This window comes from Frondihabitans sp. 4ASC-45, from assembly GCF_049472575.1.
Taxonomy (GTDB): domain Bacteria; phylum Actinomycetota; class Actinomycetes; order Actinomycetales; family Microbacteriaceae; genus Frondihabitans.
Genome location: NZ_JBCEBN010000001.1, coordinates 222,117 through 239,224, shown reverse-complemented (window position 1 = coordinate 239,224; position 17,108 = coordinate 222,117). Strand labels below are relative to the sequence as shown.

Sequence of the window (17,108 nt, the reverse complement as noted above, 5' to 3'; positions counted from 1 at the left end):
CACACGTTTGCTCACGTTCGGGACTCGCTTAGAGTTGCGAAATGACTTCTCTCTCCGGCACCGTGGCGCGCAAATGGGCCACGACCGACGAGAGACCGACGACGGCCGATGAGAGCCTGGACGAGGCTCCGACGCAATCACCACCCCTGTATTCGAGGGGGATCGCGGCCGTCGCACTCATCCTGCTGGCGATGCGAATCACCCTGCCGCAGGGTGTCGAGGTCGGCTTCGTTGTCGCGGCCCTTCTCACTCCCCTCTGGCTGCGGACAGTGCGCTACTACCGCTTCATGCCGCTGCTGCTAATTGTCGGAACGCTCGCCGCGGGTGCCGGAATCTGGCTGCAGATCGCGAACAGGGGCGACCACGCGGTGGATAGCGGCATCGCGACGAGCACCACGGTGCTCCTGATCGGTGCCCTGCTGTCGATCGGCCTCGTCCTGTGGGCCCGCACCGTCTTGTCGTTGCCGATGGTGGCGCTCTTCTTCGGAGTGGGGCTCCTGCTCGGAGTGGACCCCTCTGCGGCGCAGTTCGCGACGAACCCTTACAAGTTCGGCTTTGCTTTGCCCTTGGCGGTCATCGGACTTGCCGTCGCGAAACTCTCGCGCCGCTGGTGGGTGGAGCTTCTCGTCGTCCTGGTCTTGACCGGTCTGGCAGCGACCAATGACGCTCGATCGATTTTCGGGCTGCTGCTTTTGGCCGTCGTGCTTCTCGTCGCCCAGATTCCGTTCTTCCGAGCGGGCCACGGTGGTTCGGCCTTCCTGGTGTCGCTCGGTGTCGTCGTGGTCGGTGTCGTCGTCTACATCGCCGGTCAGGCGCTTGTGCTCTCCGGAGTCCTCGGTGAGTCGACGACGCGGAGGTCTCTCGCGCAGTACGACGCGTCCGGCTCCGTTCTGCTCGGAGGACGGCCCGAGCTCGGAGCGACCCTGGCGCTGATGACGCATTCGCCCTGGGGCTTCGGGGCTGGAATCGCCCCGAACCCATCAGATATTCGGGTGGCGCAGCAGGGAATGAGCGCGATCGGCTACGACCCGAACAACGGTTACGTGACCCGGTTCATGTTCGGCGGCCACATCGAGTTGCACTCGGTGTTCGGCGATCTGTGGGCGCAGACAGGTGTTTTGGGACTAGCCCTGGTAGCCATAGCGGCGCTGGTGCTGGTGTACGGAATCACCAGGAACATCGCCGACGGGACGGCCGCGGCCGTCTTGCTCTATGTGGTCGCGAACTCCCTCTTCGACCTCTTCTTCAGCCCCTTCTACAGCGCCCAGCAGCTCTTCATGCTTGCGCTCGGGCTTGTCGCTGTCCCTGTGGCACGGGGAGCCTTCCGAACGGACCGCGGTCAGCGGGCGTATTCGAGAACGTCGTCCATGGGGCCCTCGAAGCGTGCCTTCGCGCGGAAGCCCGCCTTCTCCAGGGCCGCGTCGTCGAAGGCGGCGGACTCTCGGGCGTAGTCGCTCGGCCGGACGACCCAGACGCGCTTCACGTCGCTCAGCCGCTTCGAGCTGGCGTCGACTCGTGCCGAGACGCCGCGCAGGCTTGCGTCCGTCGTCGGGGCGACGATGAGCGTGAGGTCACGCAGCCCGACGAAGTCGTCGGGGTAGGCCACAGCGATGTTCCGAGTCGTCCGCTCGACTGTGGCCGCCGTCGTCGTGTCGAGCGGCGCGAAGTACACGCCGTCGCCGGGCTGCGCGTGGGAGCCGATCCAGGCCGCTGTCGCTGACCAGTCCGTGCCGCTCTTGCCGGTTTCCTGGCGCTGCGAGAGGTAGATCGGAAGGGCCAGGACGACGACGAGCGCAACCGCGCTGAGCCGCAACCAGCGCCGGCCGAGAGAGGTGATGCCGATCCCGATGAGGAGGGCTGCCGCGGGCGCGCAGAAGGTGAAGTACCGCGGGTTGTAGAGCGGCGAAGCGGCCAGGGAGTAGACGGCGACGATCGCGGTGGGAAGCAGCAGCCAGGTCAGCGCGACGACCACGGCGAGGCGGTCGCGACGCCGGGCCAGCGCCACGACGGCGACCACGATGAGTGCCCAGCCGACCACTGCGAGCGCGAGCGCCGCAAGCGACCACAGCGACTCACCGTCGCTGGACGCCCCCACGCGCGTGGGTGTCTCGCCGAGGAACCACTGATTGACGATCGCACGGCGGACGAGAGCCGGGGCCGAGACCGCATTGTCGCCGAGCTGCCCGCGCTGGCCGAGAGAGGCCACCACGACGGGGGAGGCGATCGCGACCCCGAGCACAGCGCTGACCAACCACGCGGCGGCACGACGCACGCTGGCCGCCCGGGCGGCGAGGAGGGCTGCCACGGTGACGGCGTGTGCGACGACGAGCAGTGCGACGTAGATATTCAGTGCGCAGCCGGCGGCGACGAGGATCCCGTACCCGGCCCAGGCACGTGCCTTCCGTTCGCCTCGCAGTGCGACGACCAGGGCGATCGTCGCCCAGACCGCGATGGCGGCGCTGAGCCCGAACGACCGAGCCTCGATGCCCATCCAGGTGATGCGGGGCAGGACGATGGCGACGACCGCTGCCGTCAAGGCGGCATCCGAGCGCCCGAGGCGTCGTGCCAGCGTCCACACGCCGACGACGGTGGCCCCCGCGGCCAGGGCGCTCGGCAGCCGCAGCGCGAAGGCGCTCCACCCGAATGCCCCGCCCCAGAAGTGGATGATGAAGTAGTAGACGGCATGCACCGCGTCGATGTTGTGGACCAGCTGCCACAGCTCTCCGGTGCTGCGTCTCGCGGCGGAGATCGTGGCTGCCTCGTCGGTCCAGAGCGACACGTTCCACGAACCCAGGAGCGCGACCACGGTCGCCACGACGAAGAGCGCGACGGCGATGCCGGCGGGAGACAAGCGGAAGCGGCCGGTCGCGGTCGCCGAGTCGGCTCTTCGGGAAGCGACGCGCTGTGATGACGTGGTCAAGGTCCGGCGATAATAGCAGTCGGTCGCCGTAGCGCCCTTCGACTTGAGAGGACCAGGCATGAGCGTCTCCCGTCGCGCCGTCATCACCACAGCCAGCATCGTCGTGGGGGTCGCCCTCGTGGTCGTCCTCCTCGTCGTCGTGCTCACGAATGCCGGTAACGATCCAGCTGCCCAGCCCACGAACAGTGGGACTGCGACGTATTCCGACGCCCCGACCTCGAGAGCCAGCGCGACACCGGGCGCCGGCTCGGCGACGATCGAGCCGACGGAGAAGCCGGCCGCTGGCACTCAGAGCGTCCCAGGGTCGACCCCATCGGCCACGGCCGAGCCTGGTACCTCCTCTGGTCTCGCGCAGGAGCCAGTCGATCTCGGCACGCCGGCGAAGCTGACCTCGCAGGTGGGTGTGTCACTCGACGGTGTTGCATCCGTCTCGGGCAAGGGAGATGGAGTCGGGGAGGTCTCCGGCCCGTCCGTCCGCTTCAACGTCAGCATCGACAACAGCTCGTCGAAGACGCTCGATCTGACATCCACTGTCGTGAACGTCACCTACGGTTCTGACGACACCCCCTCGAACGAGCTCGTATCGCAGCGAAAGGGGTTCCCGAACTCGATCGCCGCTGGCAAGACGGCGACTGCGACGTACACGTTCCCGGTGCCGACCAAGGAGCAGGGTGACGTGCGGATCACCGTCGATTACGGGACGTCCGTTCCGGCCGTGGTGTTCCAGGGTGAGGCCGCCAAATAGGCTCGTCCGAGCCTGGAGCGGAGCCGTCGGATCCTCGTCTTCCATTCTGCGAACCGTTCCACCCCTATTTGGGGGTATGTAACCCGAGCGGGGGTCACCTATAGTCGGTTTACTGCTGTGAACCCGAAACTCGCGGCAGTCGTGAACCCGAAACTCACGCAGATCACACGTGGGAAACCCGACCCCACGGCTTACCCGAAGTGTTAGAGGCCTCCATGGAGCAATCCGTGTCGCCGCGCCTGCGCGTTGCCAGCATCGCCGCCGCCGCCGTCATCGTCCTGAGCAGTTTCGCCTTGGCAGCCCCCGCACACGCGGACACGGCGCCCACGAACCCGGCGGATCCGAAGACTCCGACCACCGTGACCGCGGACTCTCTGCCGACGCCGCAGATCAACGGCGTCGTGTGGTCGCAGACCATCGTCGGCAACACCGTCTACGCGGGCGGCAACTTCACGACGGCACAGCCGGCGGGGTCCGCGTCAGGGGCGAACACGGTCTCGCGCCCGTATCTGCTCTCGTACAACCTGACCACCGGTGTGCTGAACTCCGCTTTCGCTCCCGTGCTCAACGGCCAGGTCCGAGCGGTAACGGCCTCGCCGGACGGCTCTCGCCTCTACGTCGGCGGTTCGTTCACCACCGTCAACGGGGCGAACGCCTACCGGGTCGTCGCACTCGACCCCACGAGCGGCGCAGTTCTGCCGGGCTTTGCGCCGACGATCAACTCGACCGTCAACGCCATCGCGGTGAACGGCTCGTCCGTCTACATCGGCGGCGTCTTCTCGAGTGTCAACAAGGAGACCCACAACAAGGTCGCGGCCCTGACCACGGCCGGCAAGAACATCCCCTTCACGGCCTCGGCCGACGGCGGCGACGTCAACGCCCTGGCAGTGTCGCCGGACGGGCAGAAGATCGTGGTCGGCGGGGCCTTCACGACGCTGAACGGCTCGTCCAACCCCGGGTTCGGCCTCGGCGCTGTCGACACCACCGGTGCCCTTCAGCCGTTCGCCGCGAACAACATCGTCCGAAACGCCGGAACGCAGGCCGCCATCACTTCTCTCGCCAGCGATGCGAGCGGCGTCTACGGCTCCGGGTACACCTTCGGGCCGGGCACTCTCGAGGGGTCCTTCCGCGCCGACTGGGCGACAGGCAACCTGAACTGGGTCGAAGACTGCCACGGCGACACCTACAGCGTTGCCGTGAGCGAGAACGCCGAGTACATCGCGGGCCACCCGCACTACTGCGGCAACATCGGCGGGTTCCCGCAGACCGACCCCGACTGGACCTTCCACCGCGCCATCGCGTTCTCGAAGGAAGCCACCCAGACGGCCACCGCCGACCCCTACGGCTACTACAACTGGGCCGGTAACCCGGCCCCGTCGCTGCTGAACTGGTATCCCGAGTTCAACACCGGAACCTTCACCGGCAAGACGCAGGGCCCCTGGAGCGTCGCGGCGAACTCGAAGTACGTCGTCTACGGCGGGGAGTTCACGACGGTCAATGGCGTGCGTCAGCAGGGCCTCGCCCGCTTCGCAGTGCCCTCGGTCGCGCCGAAGAAGATGGGCCCGCAGGCGAGCGGCGCGAAATTCGTGCCGAGCGGCGTCTCGCTCGCCTCCGGCTCCGTCCGTTTGAGTTGGCCCGCCAACTCCGACCCCGACAACTCGACCCTGTCGTACGAGCTCTACCGCGACAACAACCAGACCACTCCCATCTACAAGGTCAAAGCCGACTCGTCGGTCTGGAACAAGCCCGCCATGGGCTTCACCGACACCGGGCTCACCCCGGGGGCCACGTACAGCTACCGCCTCCGCGCCACCGATCCGGACGGCAACACCGTTCTCGGTGACGGCGTCTCCGTGACGGTCTCGTCAAAGCAGCCCTCGACCTACACGAACACCGTCCTCGCGCAGGGTGCGTCGTCGTTCTGGCGCTTCGACGAGGCCAGCGGCAGCACGGTCTTCGATGCCGCCGGCTACAACGACATGACGGCAGGATCCGGAGTGTCTCGCGGCGCAGCGGGCGCAACCGTCGACGGTGACACCGCGTCGTCCTTCGATGGCACGGGCAACGGTCTCGCCGCGACCCGGACGGCCGTCGCAGGGCCCCAGACGTTCTCGGTCGAGGCGTGGGTCAAGACCACGTCGACCGACGGCGGCAAGATCGTCGGCTTCGGCAACTCGCCCACCGGCACATCGTCGTCGTACGACCGCCACCTCTACATGGACCAGTCCGGCAAGGTGAACTTCGGCGTCTACAACGGCAACACGCAGACCCTCACGAGCCCCTCGGCCCTGAATGACGGCGCGTGGCACCAGCTGGTCGGCACGCTCAGCAGCTCGGGAATGCAGCTCTTCGTCGACGGCAAGCGCGTCGGCACCCGCAGCGACGTGACGAACGCCCAGGACTACAGCGGCTACTGGAGAGTCGGCGGCGACTCGTCGTGGTCCGGAGCGAACTTCCTCAATGGCTCGATCGACGACGTGTCGGTCTACCCGACGGCTCTGACGCAGACGCAGGCGAACAACCAGTACGTCGCGGCCGGCTACGCCTCGCAGCTCAACTCGGCTCCGAGCGACAACTACGGCAGCCGGGTCTTCACCGACGACCCGTACCTCTACTACCGCCTCGGTGACGCCGCAGGCGCCTCCACGGCCAAGGACTCGAGCCTCTCGGGTGCATCTGGCAGCTATGCCGGTGGCGTGACGCAGGGCACGAAGGGCGCTCTCTCGGGAGTCTCCGACACGGCGGCGACGTTCGACGGCTCGAGCGGTCAGGTCAACAGCTCGCAGTCGTTCAACGACCCCGAGGTCTACACGATCGAATCGTGGTTCAAGACGACCACGACGTCGGGCGGCAAGATCGTCGGCTTCGGCTCCAGCCAGACGGGACAGTCGGGTTCGTACGACCGGCACATCTACATGCAGGACAACGGTCAGCTCGTCTTCGGCACTTACACGGGTCAGACGAACACGATCACGACCCCGGGCTCCTACAACGACGGCACCTGGCACCAGGTCGTCGCCTCGCAGTCGTCGGACGGCCTCAAGCTGTACGTCGACGGCGTGCTCCAGGGCACGAACCCGACCCCGAACGCCCAGGCCTACACGGGGTACTGGAAGATCGGCGGCGACACCACGTGGGGCTCCTCGAGCGCCTACTTCTCCGGATCCATCGACGAGGTGTCCATCTACAGTCGGGCTCTCTCGGCCGCCACGGTGAGCGACCACTACGCACTGGGTGCCGGCGCCGTCAACGTCGCGCCGACGTCGTCGTTCACCTCCTCGGTGAAAGACCTCTCGGCCTCGTTCGACGCCTCGGCCTCGGCTGACACCGACGGAACCGTGGCGGGCTACGCCTGGGACTTCGGCGACAACGGCTCGGGCACCGGCAAGACACCTGCGCACACCTACGACAAGGCCGGCACGTACACGGTCACCCTCACGGTGACCGACGACAAGGGAGCGGTCGGAACGTCGACCGGTCAGGTGACGGTGACGGCACCGCGGGTCAACGTCGCGCCCACGGCCTCGTTCACCTCGACGACCACCGACCTCTCGGCGGCGTTCGACGCGTCGGCGTCCTCCGACTCCGATGGGTCCGTCGCCTCCTCTGCCTGGGACTTCGGTGACGGGCAGACGGGCACGGGAAAGACCGTGACCCACGCCTACACCCAGGCGGGCACCTACTCGGTCAAGCTGACCGTGACCGACAACGAGGGCCTGTCGTCGACGTCGACCTCCTCGGTCACCGTCACGGCTCCGCGCGTCAACGCCCCGCCGACGGCCGCATTCACGGCGACCACAACGAACCTCGGCGTGAGCGTGAGCGGTGCCGCGTCCACCGACTCGGATGGCAGCATCTCGTCGTATGCCTGGGACTTCGGCGACGGATCGTCGGCGACGACGGCGACTGCTAGCCACACGTACATCGCGGCGGGCACCTACACCGTCACCCTGACGGTGAAAGACAACGAGGGCGCCAGCGGAACGACCAGCAAGACCGTAACGGTCGCTCCGCCCGCCAACGTGCCGCCGACCGCTGCGTTCTCCACGAGCTCGAACGCTCTCGTCCTCTCGGCCGATGCCGCGACGTCGAGTGACTCCGACGGCACCGTGGCCTCCTACGCCTGGGACTTCGGCGACACCAAGACCGCCACGGGCAAGACGGTGACGCACACCTACCAGTCGGCCGGCACCTACACGGTGACGCTGACGGTGACCGACAATCAGGGCGCCACCGGCGTCTCGACGAAGACTGTGACTGTGGACAAGGCGCCGAATGTCGCGCCGACAGCCTCGTTCACGTCGTCGGCCTCGGGTCTCGGTCTCAGCGTCGATGGGTCCACGTCGAGCGATCCCGACGGCACGGTCGTCTCGTACGGCTGGAGCTTTGGAGATGGCACGGCGACGTCGACCACCACGACGCCGAGGACGAGTCACACGTACACGGCGTCCGGCACGTACGCGGTCAAGCTGACCGTGACGGACGACTCCGGAGCCACTGCCGTGCAGACGCAGAACGTGACGATCACGGCCCCGGCAGTCAACCAGCCGCCGGTCGCGGCCTTCACCTCGACGGTGACCGACCTCAAGGTCGCGCTCGACGGCAGCGGGTCGACCGACGCCGACGGCAGCATCGCCTCGTACGCCTGGAACTTCGGTGACGGCGCGACGGACACCGGGAAGACGACGAGTCACACCTACTCGACGGCCGGTACCTACACGGTCTCGCTCAACGTGACGGACGACAAGGGCGCCACCACCACGAAGACCGCCACGGTCACGGTGACTGCTCCCGCGGCAGTTCCGTTCGCTCTCGATGCCTTCGGCCGCACGGTCAGCAACGGCTTCGGCACCGCCGACGTGGGTGGCGCATGGACCCGGATCGGGTCGGCTTCGGCTCTCTCGGTCTCGGGTGGCGCCGGCAAGGTGTCGCTCAGCGGACCCGGTGCGCAGGCCGGTGCCGAGCTCGCCTCCGTCAAGCAGACCGCCACGGACTACCGACTCCAGTTCAGTCTCGACAAGGCGGCGACCGGCGGCGGAACCTACATCTCGGCCATCGGGCGCAAGATCGCGACGAACAACGAGTACCGGGCGGCAGTGCGACTGCTGAGCAACGGCACGGCGACGGTCGGCCTGAGCGCCTTCCCGAACTCGGCCACGGCGATCGCCCTCACGAAGGACACGCTCGTCCCGGTGACGGTCTCGGCGGGGAGCTCGCTGAGCATGCGGGTGCAGGTCACCGGAACCAGTCCGACCCTGGTCCGCGCCAAAGTGTGGGCCACGGGCACCGCGGAGCCGACCGCCTGGACGGTCAGCGCCACCGACTCGTCGGCGACTCTGCAGACCGCCGGTGACGTCGGGGTCCTCGCCTACGAATCAGGGAGCGCCACGAACGGTGCTCAGGTGGTGAGCTTCCAGCAGTTGAGCGGCTTCAAGCCGTGAGTTCGACCGTCTCCAGTCGCCGTGGCCGGGGGGAGGGCAGCGCGTTCATCGTGCAGCAGTCCTTTCCCCGGCCTCGGCCGACGACGAACCCGTACCTGGTGATGCTCGGTGACGCGGTCTCGGCGCAGCCCGGTGTGACCCTCCGCACCTTCTCCTGGAAGTCGGCCCTGCTGACTCGCAGCGACGTCTTCCACGTGCACTGGCCCGAGATTCTCGTCTCGGGCCAGAGCCCGGTGAAGAAGCTCGTCCGACAGGTGCTCACGGTTGCGCTGGTGGCCAAGCTCGCCGTGACGCGCACCCCCATCGTCCGCACGCTGCACAATCTCGAGCGCCCGTCGGGCATCTCGCGCCGCGAGGCCGCGCTGCTGGCGTTGATCGAGCGGCGGACGACTCTCTGGATCCGCTTGAACGACGAGACTCCGACCCCCTCGGGGCAGGCGTCCGAGCTCATCCCGCACGGCCACTACCGCGATTGGTTCGAGCGGTTCGACAAACCGGACGCCCTGCCCGGCCGCATCGGCTTCGTCGGGCTCATCCGCCGCTATAAGGGCGTGGAGCGACTCGTCGAAGTGTTCCGCTCGGTGCCCGGTTCGGCCAGCCTTCACGTGGCTGGCAAGCCCAGCACCGATGAGCTGGCCGAGCACCTGCGGGGTCTCGCGGACGACGACGCGCGCGTCAGTCTCGATCTGCGGTTCCTCGACGAGGCCGCTCTGGTCGAGAGCGTGCGCCGCTCCGAGCTCGTCGTCCTGCCCTATCGCGAGATGCACAACTCCGGGGGCGTCCTGACGGCTCTGTCGCTGGACCGCCCCGTCCTCGTGCCGCAGAACGCGGTGACCGAGCGTCTCGCCGCCGAGGTCGGCCCCGGCTGGGTCCACCGCTACGAGGGCGACCTGTCGACGGACGACATCGTCACGGCACTTCAGGATCCGCGCCCGGCCGACTCCCACCCCGATCTCGCCGCGCGGGATTGGCGCGATGCAGGCGAGCGGCACGTCGCGGCGTACCGCCGTGCGGTGGCGGTTCTCCGTCCCGGTCGTCGTTCGGGCATCGAACAGTGACCAAGACCGACACCCCGGTCCGTTCCGGCGGAATGCGCCAGGTCGGCTCCACCGCGATGATCAAGATCTTCGTGATGGGCCTCTCTGGCGTTCTCGGTATTCTCACGAGCCGGGTCATCCTGCAGTCGTTCGGCACGGAGGCGTACGCCCAGTACGGGCTGCTGTCGAGCTTCCCGACTTTGCTCCCCTTCGCCGACCTGGGGATCGCGGCCGTCGTCATCAACGAGGTGGCCGGCTCGAGATCGCCTCGAACGGACGACGTGGTCCGGCGGACGATCGTGACTGCGCTCCGGATCCTGATGGTCTCGGGCGGCATCATGATCGTCGTCGCGACCGTCATCACCGTCTTCGGCTGGTGGCCGACCCTGCTCGGCTCGGGCCTGATGCCCGGCGGCAATCTGACGGCCGGCCTCTGTCTCGTGATCTTCGGGATCGCGGTGCCGCTCACGGTCGGTCAGCGGATCCTGGTCGGGTTGAAGAAGACCAACGTGCAGGTGGCGAGCCAGGCGATCGTCGCCCCGTTCATGCTGCTCGTCATCGGCGCCCTCGCCCTGCTGATGATCCCGGCCGGCACGTTTCTATCGGTCGTCTCCTACATCGGCAACGCCCTCCTCTCGGTCCTGTGCCTCTGGATCGCCGCTCGAGCGCTGTCGCCCCAGATCGGGCAGGCGTTCCGTCTGATCTTCCGCGTCCGCGCCTATCGCGGCGTCGCGGTCCTCGGCCTCGCGTGGCCCATGCTCGTGCAGACGCTCGCGCAGCCGATCGCGTTCCAGACCGACCGCATCCTGCTGAGCCACGTCGGCACGTCGCAGGATCTCGCCGAGTACAACCTCTCGTCGCAGCTGTTCGGCCTGGTGCTCCAGACCATCGCCGCGGCCGGCGTCGCGCTGTGGCCGATCTATGCGGGCCACCGCGCGGCGGGCCGGATCGCGTCGCCGACGAAGCCGACGTTCTGGTTCCTGGGAGGTGGGCTCGTCGTCGGGGGAGCGCTGGCGCTTCTCTCGCCGTGGCTCGTTCACTTCATCGCGGGCGGCAGGATCCAGCTCTCGCCGATCCTGCTGGTGTCGTTCGTCGCCTACGTCGCCCTGCAGGCCGCGAAGTATCCGATCGGCATGTACATGACCGACAAGGCGGGCCTCAAGTTCCAGGTCGTGCCGAGCCTCGCGATGATCCCGCTCAACCTCGGTGTGTCGTGGCTGCTGATCGCTCCGTTCGGCGCTGCCGGGCCCATCATCGGCTCGGCCCTGACCGTGCTGCTGCTGCAGATCATCCCGAACCTCTGGTACGTCTCGAAGGATCTCGCCCGGCGTCGAGTCGAGCAGCGCGCCGCTCCCGCCGACGAGACGTCAGAGGCCGCGACGCGCTAGTTCGGCGTCGACGAGCCGGAGCCCGGCGCGATGCGCCCGCCATCCGACGACGAGAGTCTGCGGCGAGGTAAGGAACTGGCGCCTGCCGCCCTGAAGCAGGATCTCCCAGGCGACCTTCCGCGAGACGGCCTGCCACGCCCGCAGGTCGGCGTCGGAGAGGTGCTTCGTCGCGTAGAGCAGCCGGTTGCGGATGTTGTGGAAGTAGTAGGTGGCGCTCTTGGCTTCGCCCGACTCGACGTGGCCTCCGCCCTTCTGCGTTCCTCCCTCGGCGTGGACGACGGTGACGTCGTCGAGCACGGCGAGGCGACCGCCCGCGTCGATGACGCGCTGCGACACATCGACGTCTTCCCAGTAGAGGAAGTAGTCCTCGTCGAAGCCGCCGGCTCGTCGCCAGAGGTCGTCGGAGACCACGAGGCAGGCGCCGCTCAGCCAGGGGCGCAGTCGTGCCTGCGGGTCGGTGCGTCGACGGGACGACCGGATCCTGCCGTCATCGAGATAGAGGTCGGAGCCCCCGAACCACAGGGACCCGTCGGGGCGCAGGATACGCGGAGCCGCCATAGTCTCGGGGTCGTCCCGCACCGCAGCGTGCAGCGCCCCGAGTGCGCGCTCGTCGACGACCGCGTCGGGGTTGACGAGCAGATGAAAGCGCGCGCCGAGCTCCGCCGCCCGTGCCACGCCCCGGTTCATCCCTCCGCCGAAGCCGTGGTTGCTCGCGGGTGTCAGGAGGTCCCAGCCCTCCTCCTTGGCGAGTTCGGTCATCACGTCGCGTTCGGCGGACGTCGAGAAGTTGTCGACCACGACGACCCTCACCCCGTCGACCGCGCGACTGAGCGGAGCGAGGTTGACCCGAAGCAGGTCGCTCGAACCGTAGTTGACGACCACGATGGACAGATCCTCGAACGAGCTCATGGGGTTCCTCCGCTGGTGCGGCCGAGACCGCGATAATGGGCAGTGTGACGACCGTTTCCAGCACGCCCTCTTCGAGCACGACCACTCCGACGCTCACGATCGCGGTGCTGACGTTCCGGCGCCCGGACGACCTGGGCGCGATCCTGCCGGCTCTCGTCGAGCAGGCCGCTTCGGTATCGGGGCAGGCGACGGCTCGCGTGCTCGTGGTCGACAACGATCCGGCCGCTTCCGCTCGCGATGCCGTCACGGTGGCTGGGGCCGCTGCCGATCAGCGGGGCGTGCGCATCGACTACGTCTCCGAGACCGAGCCCGGTATCGCCGTCGCCCGCAACCGTGCTCTCGCCGAATCGAGTGAGTTCGACCTGCTGGTGTTCATCGACGACGACGAGCGTCCGTCGGCGACCTGGCTCGCCGATCTCCTCGCGCTTCAGCGAGAACGGGATGCCGCCGCCGTCGTCGGCCCGGTGGTGTCGGCCTTCGCCCACGAGCCCGATCCGTGGATCACAGCCGGCGAGTTCTTCGTTCGGCGTCGCCTCCCGACCGGGACCGCAGTCGACGTCGCGGCGACGAACAACCTGCTCCTCGATCTCGCGTTCATTCGTCGCGAAGGACTTCGGTTCGATGCCGAGCTGGCGGTCCACGGCGGCGAAGACACGCTCTTCACGCGACAGATCGTCGCGCGAGGCGGTCTCATGCTCTGGTGCGCGGAGGCGCTCGTCACCGACGTCGTACCGCCGGCGCGGCTCACCCGGCGCTGGGTGGTACTGCGCGCCTTCTCGAGTGGAAACGGGTGGAGCCTGACGTCGGTGATGTTGGCGCCGGGGGCCCTGGCACGAGGTTGGGTGCGAGCTCGACTGACGGCGCGCGGGCTCGTCCGGGTTCTCGGCGGGGTCGCCAGGATCCTTCGCGGTACTCTTCTCGGTTCCATCGCCCAGCGGGCCAAGGGCGTCCGCACTCTGGCTCGCGGCGCGGGGATGCTCGGCGGCGCCTGGGGCTACCGGTACCAGGAGTACCGCCGGGCGAAGTAGCGGGGTCGTCGTCACTCGGCCACCGGCCTGGTCAGCGACCCACGCTCGGTGCGGAGGCGGCCGACGTCGCGGGCGTCAGCGAACGGGAGCCGGAAGTCGAGTTACGGCGTCCGTCGAGTCTTGCCTCGGTGAGCACGATGCCGATCACGCTCGCCTTGACTCCGTCGAGAGCGGCCAAGCCCTCGTGGAGTTGTCGACGGTTGGTCGTCTGGCTCCGCACGGTCACGAGGGTGCCGTCCGTGAGGTGGGAGAGCGTGAGGGCGTCCGCGAAGTCGAGCACCGAGGCGGCCTGCACGATGACGAAGTCATAGGCCGCGGTCGCCGTCTGGACGAGTTGAGCCATTGCCGTCGAACCGAGTGCGAAGTGCGGGTTGGAATGGCCGCTCCCTGCGACCAGCAGATCGACGCCGTCCGCCCACGGGCGAGTGGCGTCGACCAACGAGGCAGCCCCATCGAGGACGTCGGTGAGGCCGAATCCGGCACCTTCGGCGGTGAGGTGGTCCAGCGACGGTGCTCGGAGGTCGGCGTCGATCACGAGCACTCGGAGAGATCGTTCGGACGTCGCCAGGGCGAGATCGAGAGCGACTTCGGGGCCCTGCTCGCCGTGCGACGCCGCGGTCAGCGTGACCGAGCGGACTGCGCGCCCATTGCCCGCGAAACGCAGGGTGGCGCCGATACGGCGGAAGTCTTCGGCCTGGGCGCCCTCTGGGTCGTCCCGAAGCGCGATGCGCCCGTGAGAACCTCGGCGCACAGCACCGACGACCGGGACTTCCGAGATCGACTCGATGTCGTCAGCCGTGCGGAGGCGGGTATCGAAGAGGAGCCGACCGATCGAGTAGAGGATGCCGAGCGCGAAACCGATCGCGGCCGCGGTGATCGTGATCAAGTGGCGGTTCGGGCCGGCTGGGCTCTGCGGCACGAGTGCGGGAGCGACGATGGAGATCGCGATGGGCGACCGTCCGGTCGTCGACGTCGGAGCGAGGTCGATCGCGACCGTGCGGAGCGAGCGGGCCACGGCGTTGGCGATGTTCGTCGCGTTCTGGGCCGAGCCGTCGGTGACCGAGATGTTGACGAAGACGGTGTTGAGCGGCGTCTGCGCGGTGATCTGCCGAGCGAGGCGGGTCGGTGTCGTGTTGAGGTTCAGGTCGGCGATGACCGGCGTCAGTACGGCCGACGTCGTGGCGAGACCCGCGTACGACTGCACGACGTTCTGAGCGAACGTGGAGCCCTGTGAGAGGTCGCTGCCGTTCGAATTCGTGCTCGACGCCACGAAGAGGCTCGTCTCGGCCCGGTACGAGTCGGCGAGAGTGGCGGTATAGCCGATTCCGAGGAGCCCGCCGACGATCGTCAGCGCGACGATGACGATCCAGCTCTTGCGGAGTGCTTTCCAGTAGTCGTTCGGGTCCATCGACAGAGATTCCGTTCCTGATCAGGGTGGGCCGACATCAATGGGCGGAAGATTCGGGCTTCCGGGCCTTCGGCGACCGCGGCGAGTGCGGGCAACAGCACGGACCGCGACGGTTCCGCTCAGCCTACGGGGTGGCGGGGAGTACCCGCGAGCTCGAGGCGAGCTCCGTGGTGCCCCCAGTCTGCGGGGCTGGTGACCACGCAGCCTCCTCGTCGGGCAGCCGACCTGATGCCGGCAGTAGAGCCCGGACGCGTGCGCCGCTAGTCTGAGCCGTGGATCACGGCACCCGAATTCCGAGATCATCCTCATCGGCCCGAATCTGGTGACTCATGCCCGCTGCACCCCGAACGACTCCCCGTGAGACGTGGATCGACATCGCCAAGGGCGTGGCGATCATCCTCGTCGCGCTCTTCCACTCCATCATCTTCCCCGCCGAGATCCACCTCGCCGGCCCGTGGGAGACCCCGGCAACCCTCCTCGATACCTTCCGGATGCCGCTCTTCTTCTTCACCGCGGGGATGTTCGCCCAGAAGGCGATCTCGCGCGACTTCCCGACGCTGTTCTGGTCTCGGATCGCCCGGCTCGTCTGGCTGTTCCTGCTCTGGTGCACGATCTGGTTCGTCGCCTTCCAGTTCATCCCCCTCGTCGGCGAGGGCCAATCCGCTTCGTCGGTCTCGTCGCTCCTGCTGTCGCTGGTCTGGCCGAACGAGAGCACCTGGTTCATCTACGGCCTGGCGATCTACTTCGCCCTGGCCTGGCTGATCAAGCCGCTGCCGCTCGTCGCCCAGCTCGCCATCGCACTCGTGATCGTCGAGCTCTTCGGAACGAAGCTGATCGACTCCCCGAACGGCGCACTCGACAAGATGGGCATGTACTTCCTGTACTTCCTCCTGGCCACGAAGGTGTCGGGGCGAGTTCGAGCGTGGGCTCCACGCGTCACCTGGAAGTTCACCCTCCTGGCTTTCGCGCTCTACGGTCTCACCGCGGTCACGAGTGCCAAGTTCGATTTCCTGACCTTTCCGATCGTGCGAGTCGTCGTCAGCATCCTGGCCATCGCGGCAGGCTGCTCGCTCGCGGTGCTCCTCTCGCGGCTACCGGCTTTCGACTGGCTGCGGCGGCTGGGACAGAACACCCTGCAGGTCTACCTCGTGCACTTCTACCCGATCCTGATCGGGGTTGCTGTGCTGGCGCCGTTCTCGCGGATCCTCAGCCCTCTGGCCCCGATCGTGCCGCTTGTCTTCACCGCGGCGGCGATCCTGGTCTCGCTCGGAGTTCATCGTCTGACCCGGCGTATCACCTGGCTCTGGGGGCTGCCGACGCCGCTGGCACGAGTCGCCGACCGCGTCCGTTCGACGCCGACCGTCGTTCCAGCAGCCCCAACCGCCCAGCCCTAGCCCTCTTCGATGGAGACGCCGGCAACTGCGGTGGCGTCCAGAGAATCGTCACGAAGGATCCGCGGCACCAGACCCGCCCTCTCGAACAGAGCGCACGTGGCGTCGGCCTGCCGAACGCTCGTCTCGACCACGAGGGTTCCGCCCGGCGCGAGCCACCGGGTAGCGCCCTCGGCCACCCGCGCCTGCAGTGCCGTGCCATCGGGTCCGCCGTCGAGGGCGATGGCCGCCTCGTGCAGCCGCGCTTCCTGCGGCATGAACGCGATCTCGCCGGTCGGCACGTACGGGGCATTGGCGACGATCACGTCGAAGCGGCCCGCGTGCTCGGGCGGCACCGCGTCGTAAAGGTCTCCGACGAAGGCTCGGCCCGGGTCGCCGAGGTTGAGCCTCGCGCACTCCACGGCGCGCGGGTCGAGGTCGCTCGCCAGCACGATCGCGTCGGGGCGCGCTCTCTCGAGAGCGGTGGCGAGGGCTGCCGACCCGCAACAAAGCTCGAGGATCCGCGGAGCCGCGATCGATGCCACCGCCTCGAGAGCGGTCTGGAGCAGCAGCTTTGTCCGCAGCCGAGGCACGAACACGCCGTCGGTCACGCGCACGCGGATTCCGGCGAATTCGGCCCAGCCGAGCACGTACTCGAGCGGGCGCCCGGCGACGCGCTCGGCGACGAGGAGCCGCAGCTCGGCTTGGTCTGCGGCCGCCTCGACGAGCAGTGCTGCCTCGTCTTCGGCGAAGACGCAGCCCGCCAGACGGAGTTCGTCGACGATGGTCGTCATGGCGACCTCCTTCGTCACGGCAAGACTGCCACTCCCCGGGCCGGTGGCGCGAGGCCCGGTTACGATTC

Annotated in this window: 11 protein-coding genes; 7 read left to right on the top strand and 4 right to left on the bottom strand. The window is 68.0% G+C overall.

All coding sequences use genetic code 11. From position 1 onward, the window contains the following. Nucleotides 1–41: 41 nt before the first annotated feature. Nucleotides 42–1,451, top strand: a complete 1,410-nt coding sequence (locus VH571_RS01090) for a hypothetical protein (RefSeq protein WP_423262907.1) — start codon at nt 42–44, stop codon at nt 1,449–1,451. Here the strand turns inward: VH571_RS01090 and VH571_RS01085 are convergent. Further along, on the bottom strand, nt 1,340–2,980 hold the full coding sequence (locus VH571_RS01085) for a glycosyltransferase family 39 protein (RefSeq protein ID WP_423262906.1): 1,641 nt from the start codon (nt 2,978–2,980) through the stop codon (nt 1,340–1,342). The genes VH571_RS01090 and VH571_RS01085 overlap by 112 nt on opposite strands. Here VH571_RS01085 and VH571_RS01080 point away from each other — a divergent pair. From VH571_RS01080 to VH571_RS01065, 4 genes are all read left to right on the top strand, one after another. Continuing rightward, a complete protein-coding gene (locus tag VH571_RS01080) occupies nt 2,979–3,665 on the top strand; it encodes a hypothetical protein (protein WP_423262905.1) in 687 nt (228 codons plus the stop codon). The two genes, VH571_RS01085 and VH571_RS01080, sit on opposite strands and share 2 nt — an antisense overlap. A 215-nt stretch (nt 3,666–3,880) precedes the next feature. Continuing rightward, complete coding sequence (locus VH571_RS01075) at nt 3,881–9,106, top strand: PKD domain-containing protein (protein WP_423262904.1); 5,226 nt, start codon at nt 3,881–3,883, stop codon at nt 9,104–9,106. After that, the gene (locus VH571_RS01070) at nt 9,103–10,164 is read left to right on the top strand and encodes a glycosyltransferase (protein WP_423262903.1); all 1,062 of its coding nucleotides are present in this window, start codon (nt 9,103–9,105) and stop codon (nt 10,162–10,164) included. The genes VH571_RS01075 and VH571_RS01070 overlap by 4 nt, the downstream gene beginning before the upstream one ends. Next, nucleotides 10,161–11,531: a lipopolysaccharide biosynthesis protein gene (locus VH571_RS01065; protein ID WP_423262902.1), complete on the top strand. Its 1,371-nt coding sequence runs from the start codon at nt 10,161–10,163 to the stop codon at nt 11,529–11,531. The genes VH571_RS01070 and VH571_RS01065 overlap by 4 nt, the downstream gene beginning before the upstream one ends. On the opposite strand, the gene VH571_RS01060 is transcribed toward VH571_RS01065, so the two are convergent. Next, nucleotides 11,511–12,440, bottom strand: a complete 930-nt coding sequence (locus tag VH571_RS01060; protein WP_423262901.1) for a glycosyltransferase — start codon at nt 12,438–12,440, stop codon at nt 11,511–11,513. The genes VH571_RS01065 and VH571_RS01060 overlap by 21 nt on opposite strands. 35 nt (nt 12,441–12,475) lie before the next feature. On the opposite strand from VH571_RS01060, the gene VH571_RS01055 reads away from it, so the two are divergent. After that, entirely contained in the window at nt 12,476–13,468 is a 993-nt protein-coding gene (locus VH571_RS01055) for a glycosyltransferase family 2 protein (RefSeq protein ID WP_423262900.1), read from the top strand. Nucleotides 13,469–13,499: 31 nt separating this feature from the next. Here the strand turns inward: VH571_RS01055 and VH571_RS01050 are convergent, their stop codons facing one another. Further along, nucleotides 13,500–14,876 (bottom strand): Wzz/FepE/Etk N-terminal domain-containing protein, encoded by a 1,377-nt coding sequence (locus tag VH571_RS01050; protein ID WP_423262899.1) that lies wholly within the window; start codon nt 14,874–14,876, stop codon nt 13,500–13,502. Nucleotides 14,877–15,205: 329 nt separating this feature from the next. On the opposite strand from VH571_RS01050, the gene VH571_RS01045 reads away from it, so the two are divergent. Beyond that, complete coding sequence (locus VH571_RS01045; protein WP_423262898.1) at nt 15,206–16,270, top strand: acyltransferase family protein; 1,065 nt, start codon at nt 15,206–15,208, stop codon at nt 16,268–16,270. Here VH571_RS01045 and VH571_RS01040 read toward each other — a convergent pair. Next, entirely contained in the window at nt 16,267–17,040 is a 774-nt protein-coding gene (locus VH571_RS01040; protein WP_423262897.1) for a putative protein N(5)-glutamine methyltransferase, read from the bottom strand. The two genes, VH571_RS01045 and VH571_RS01040, sit on opposite strands and share 4 nt — an antisense overlap. Nucleotides 17,041–17,108 lie beyond the last annotated feature (68 nt).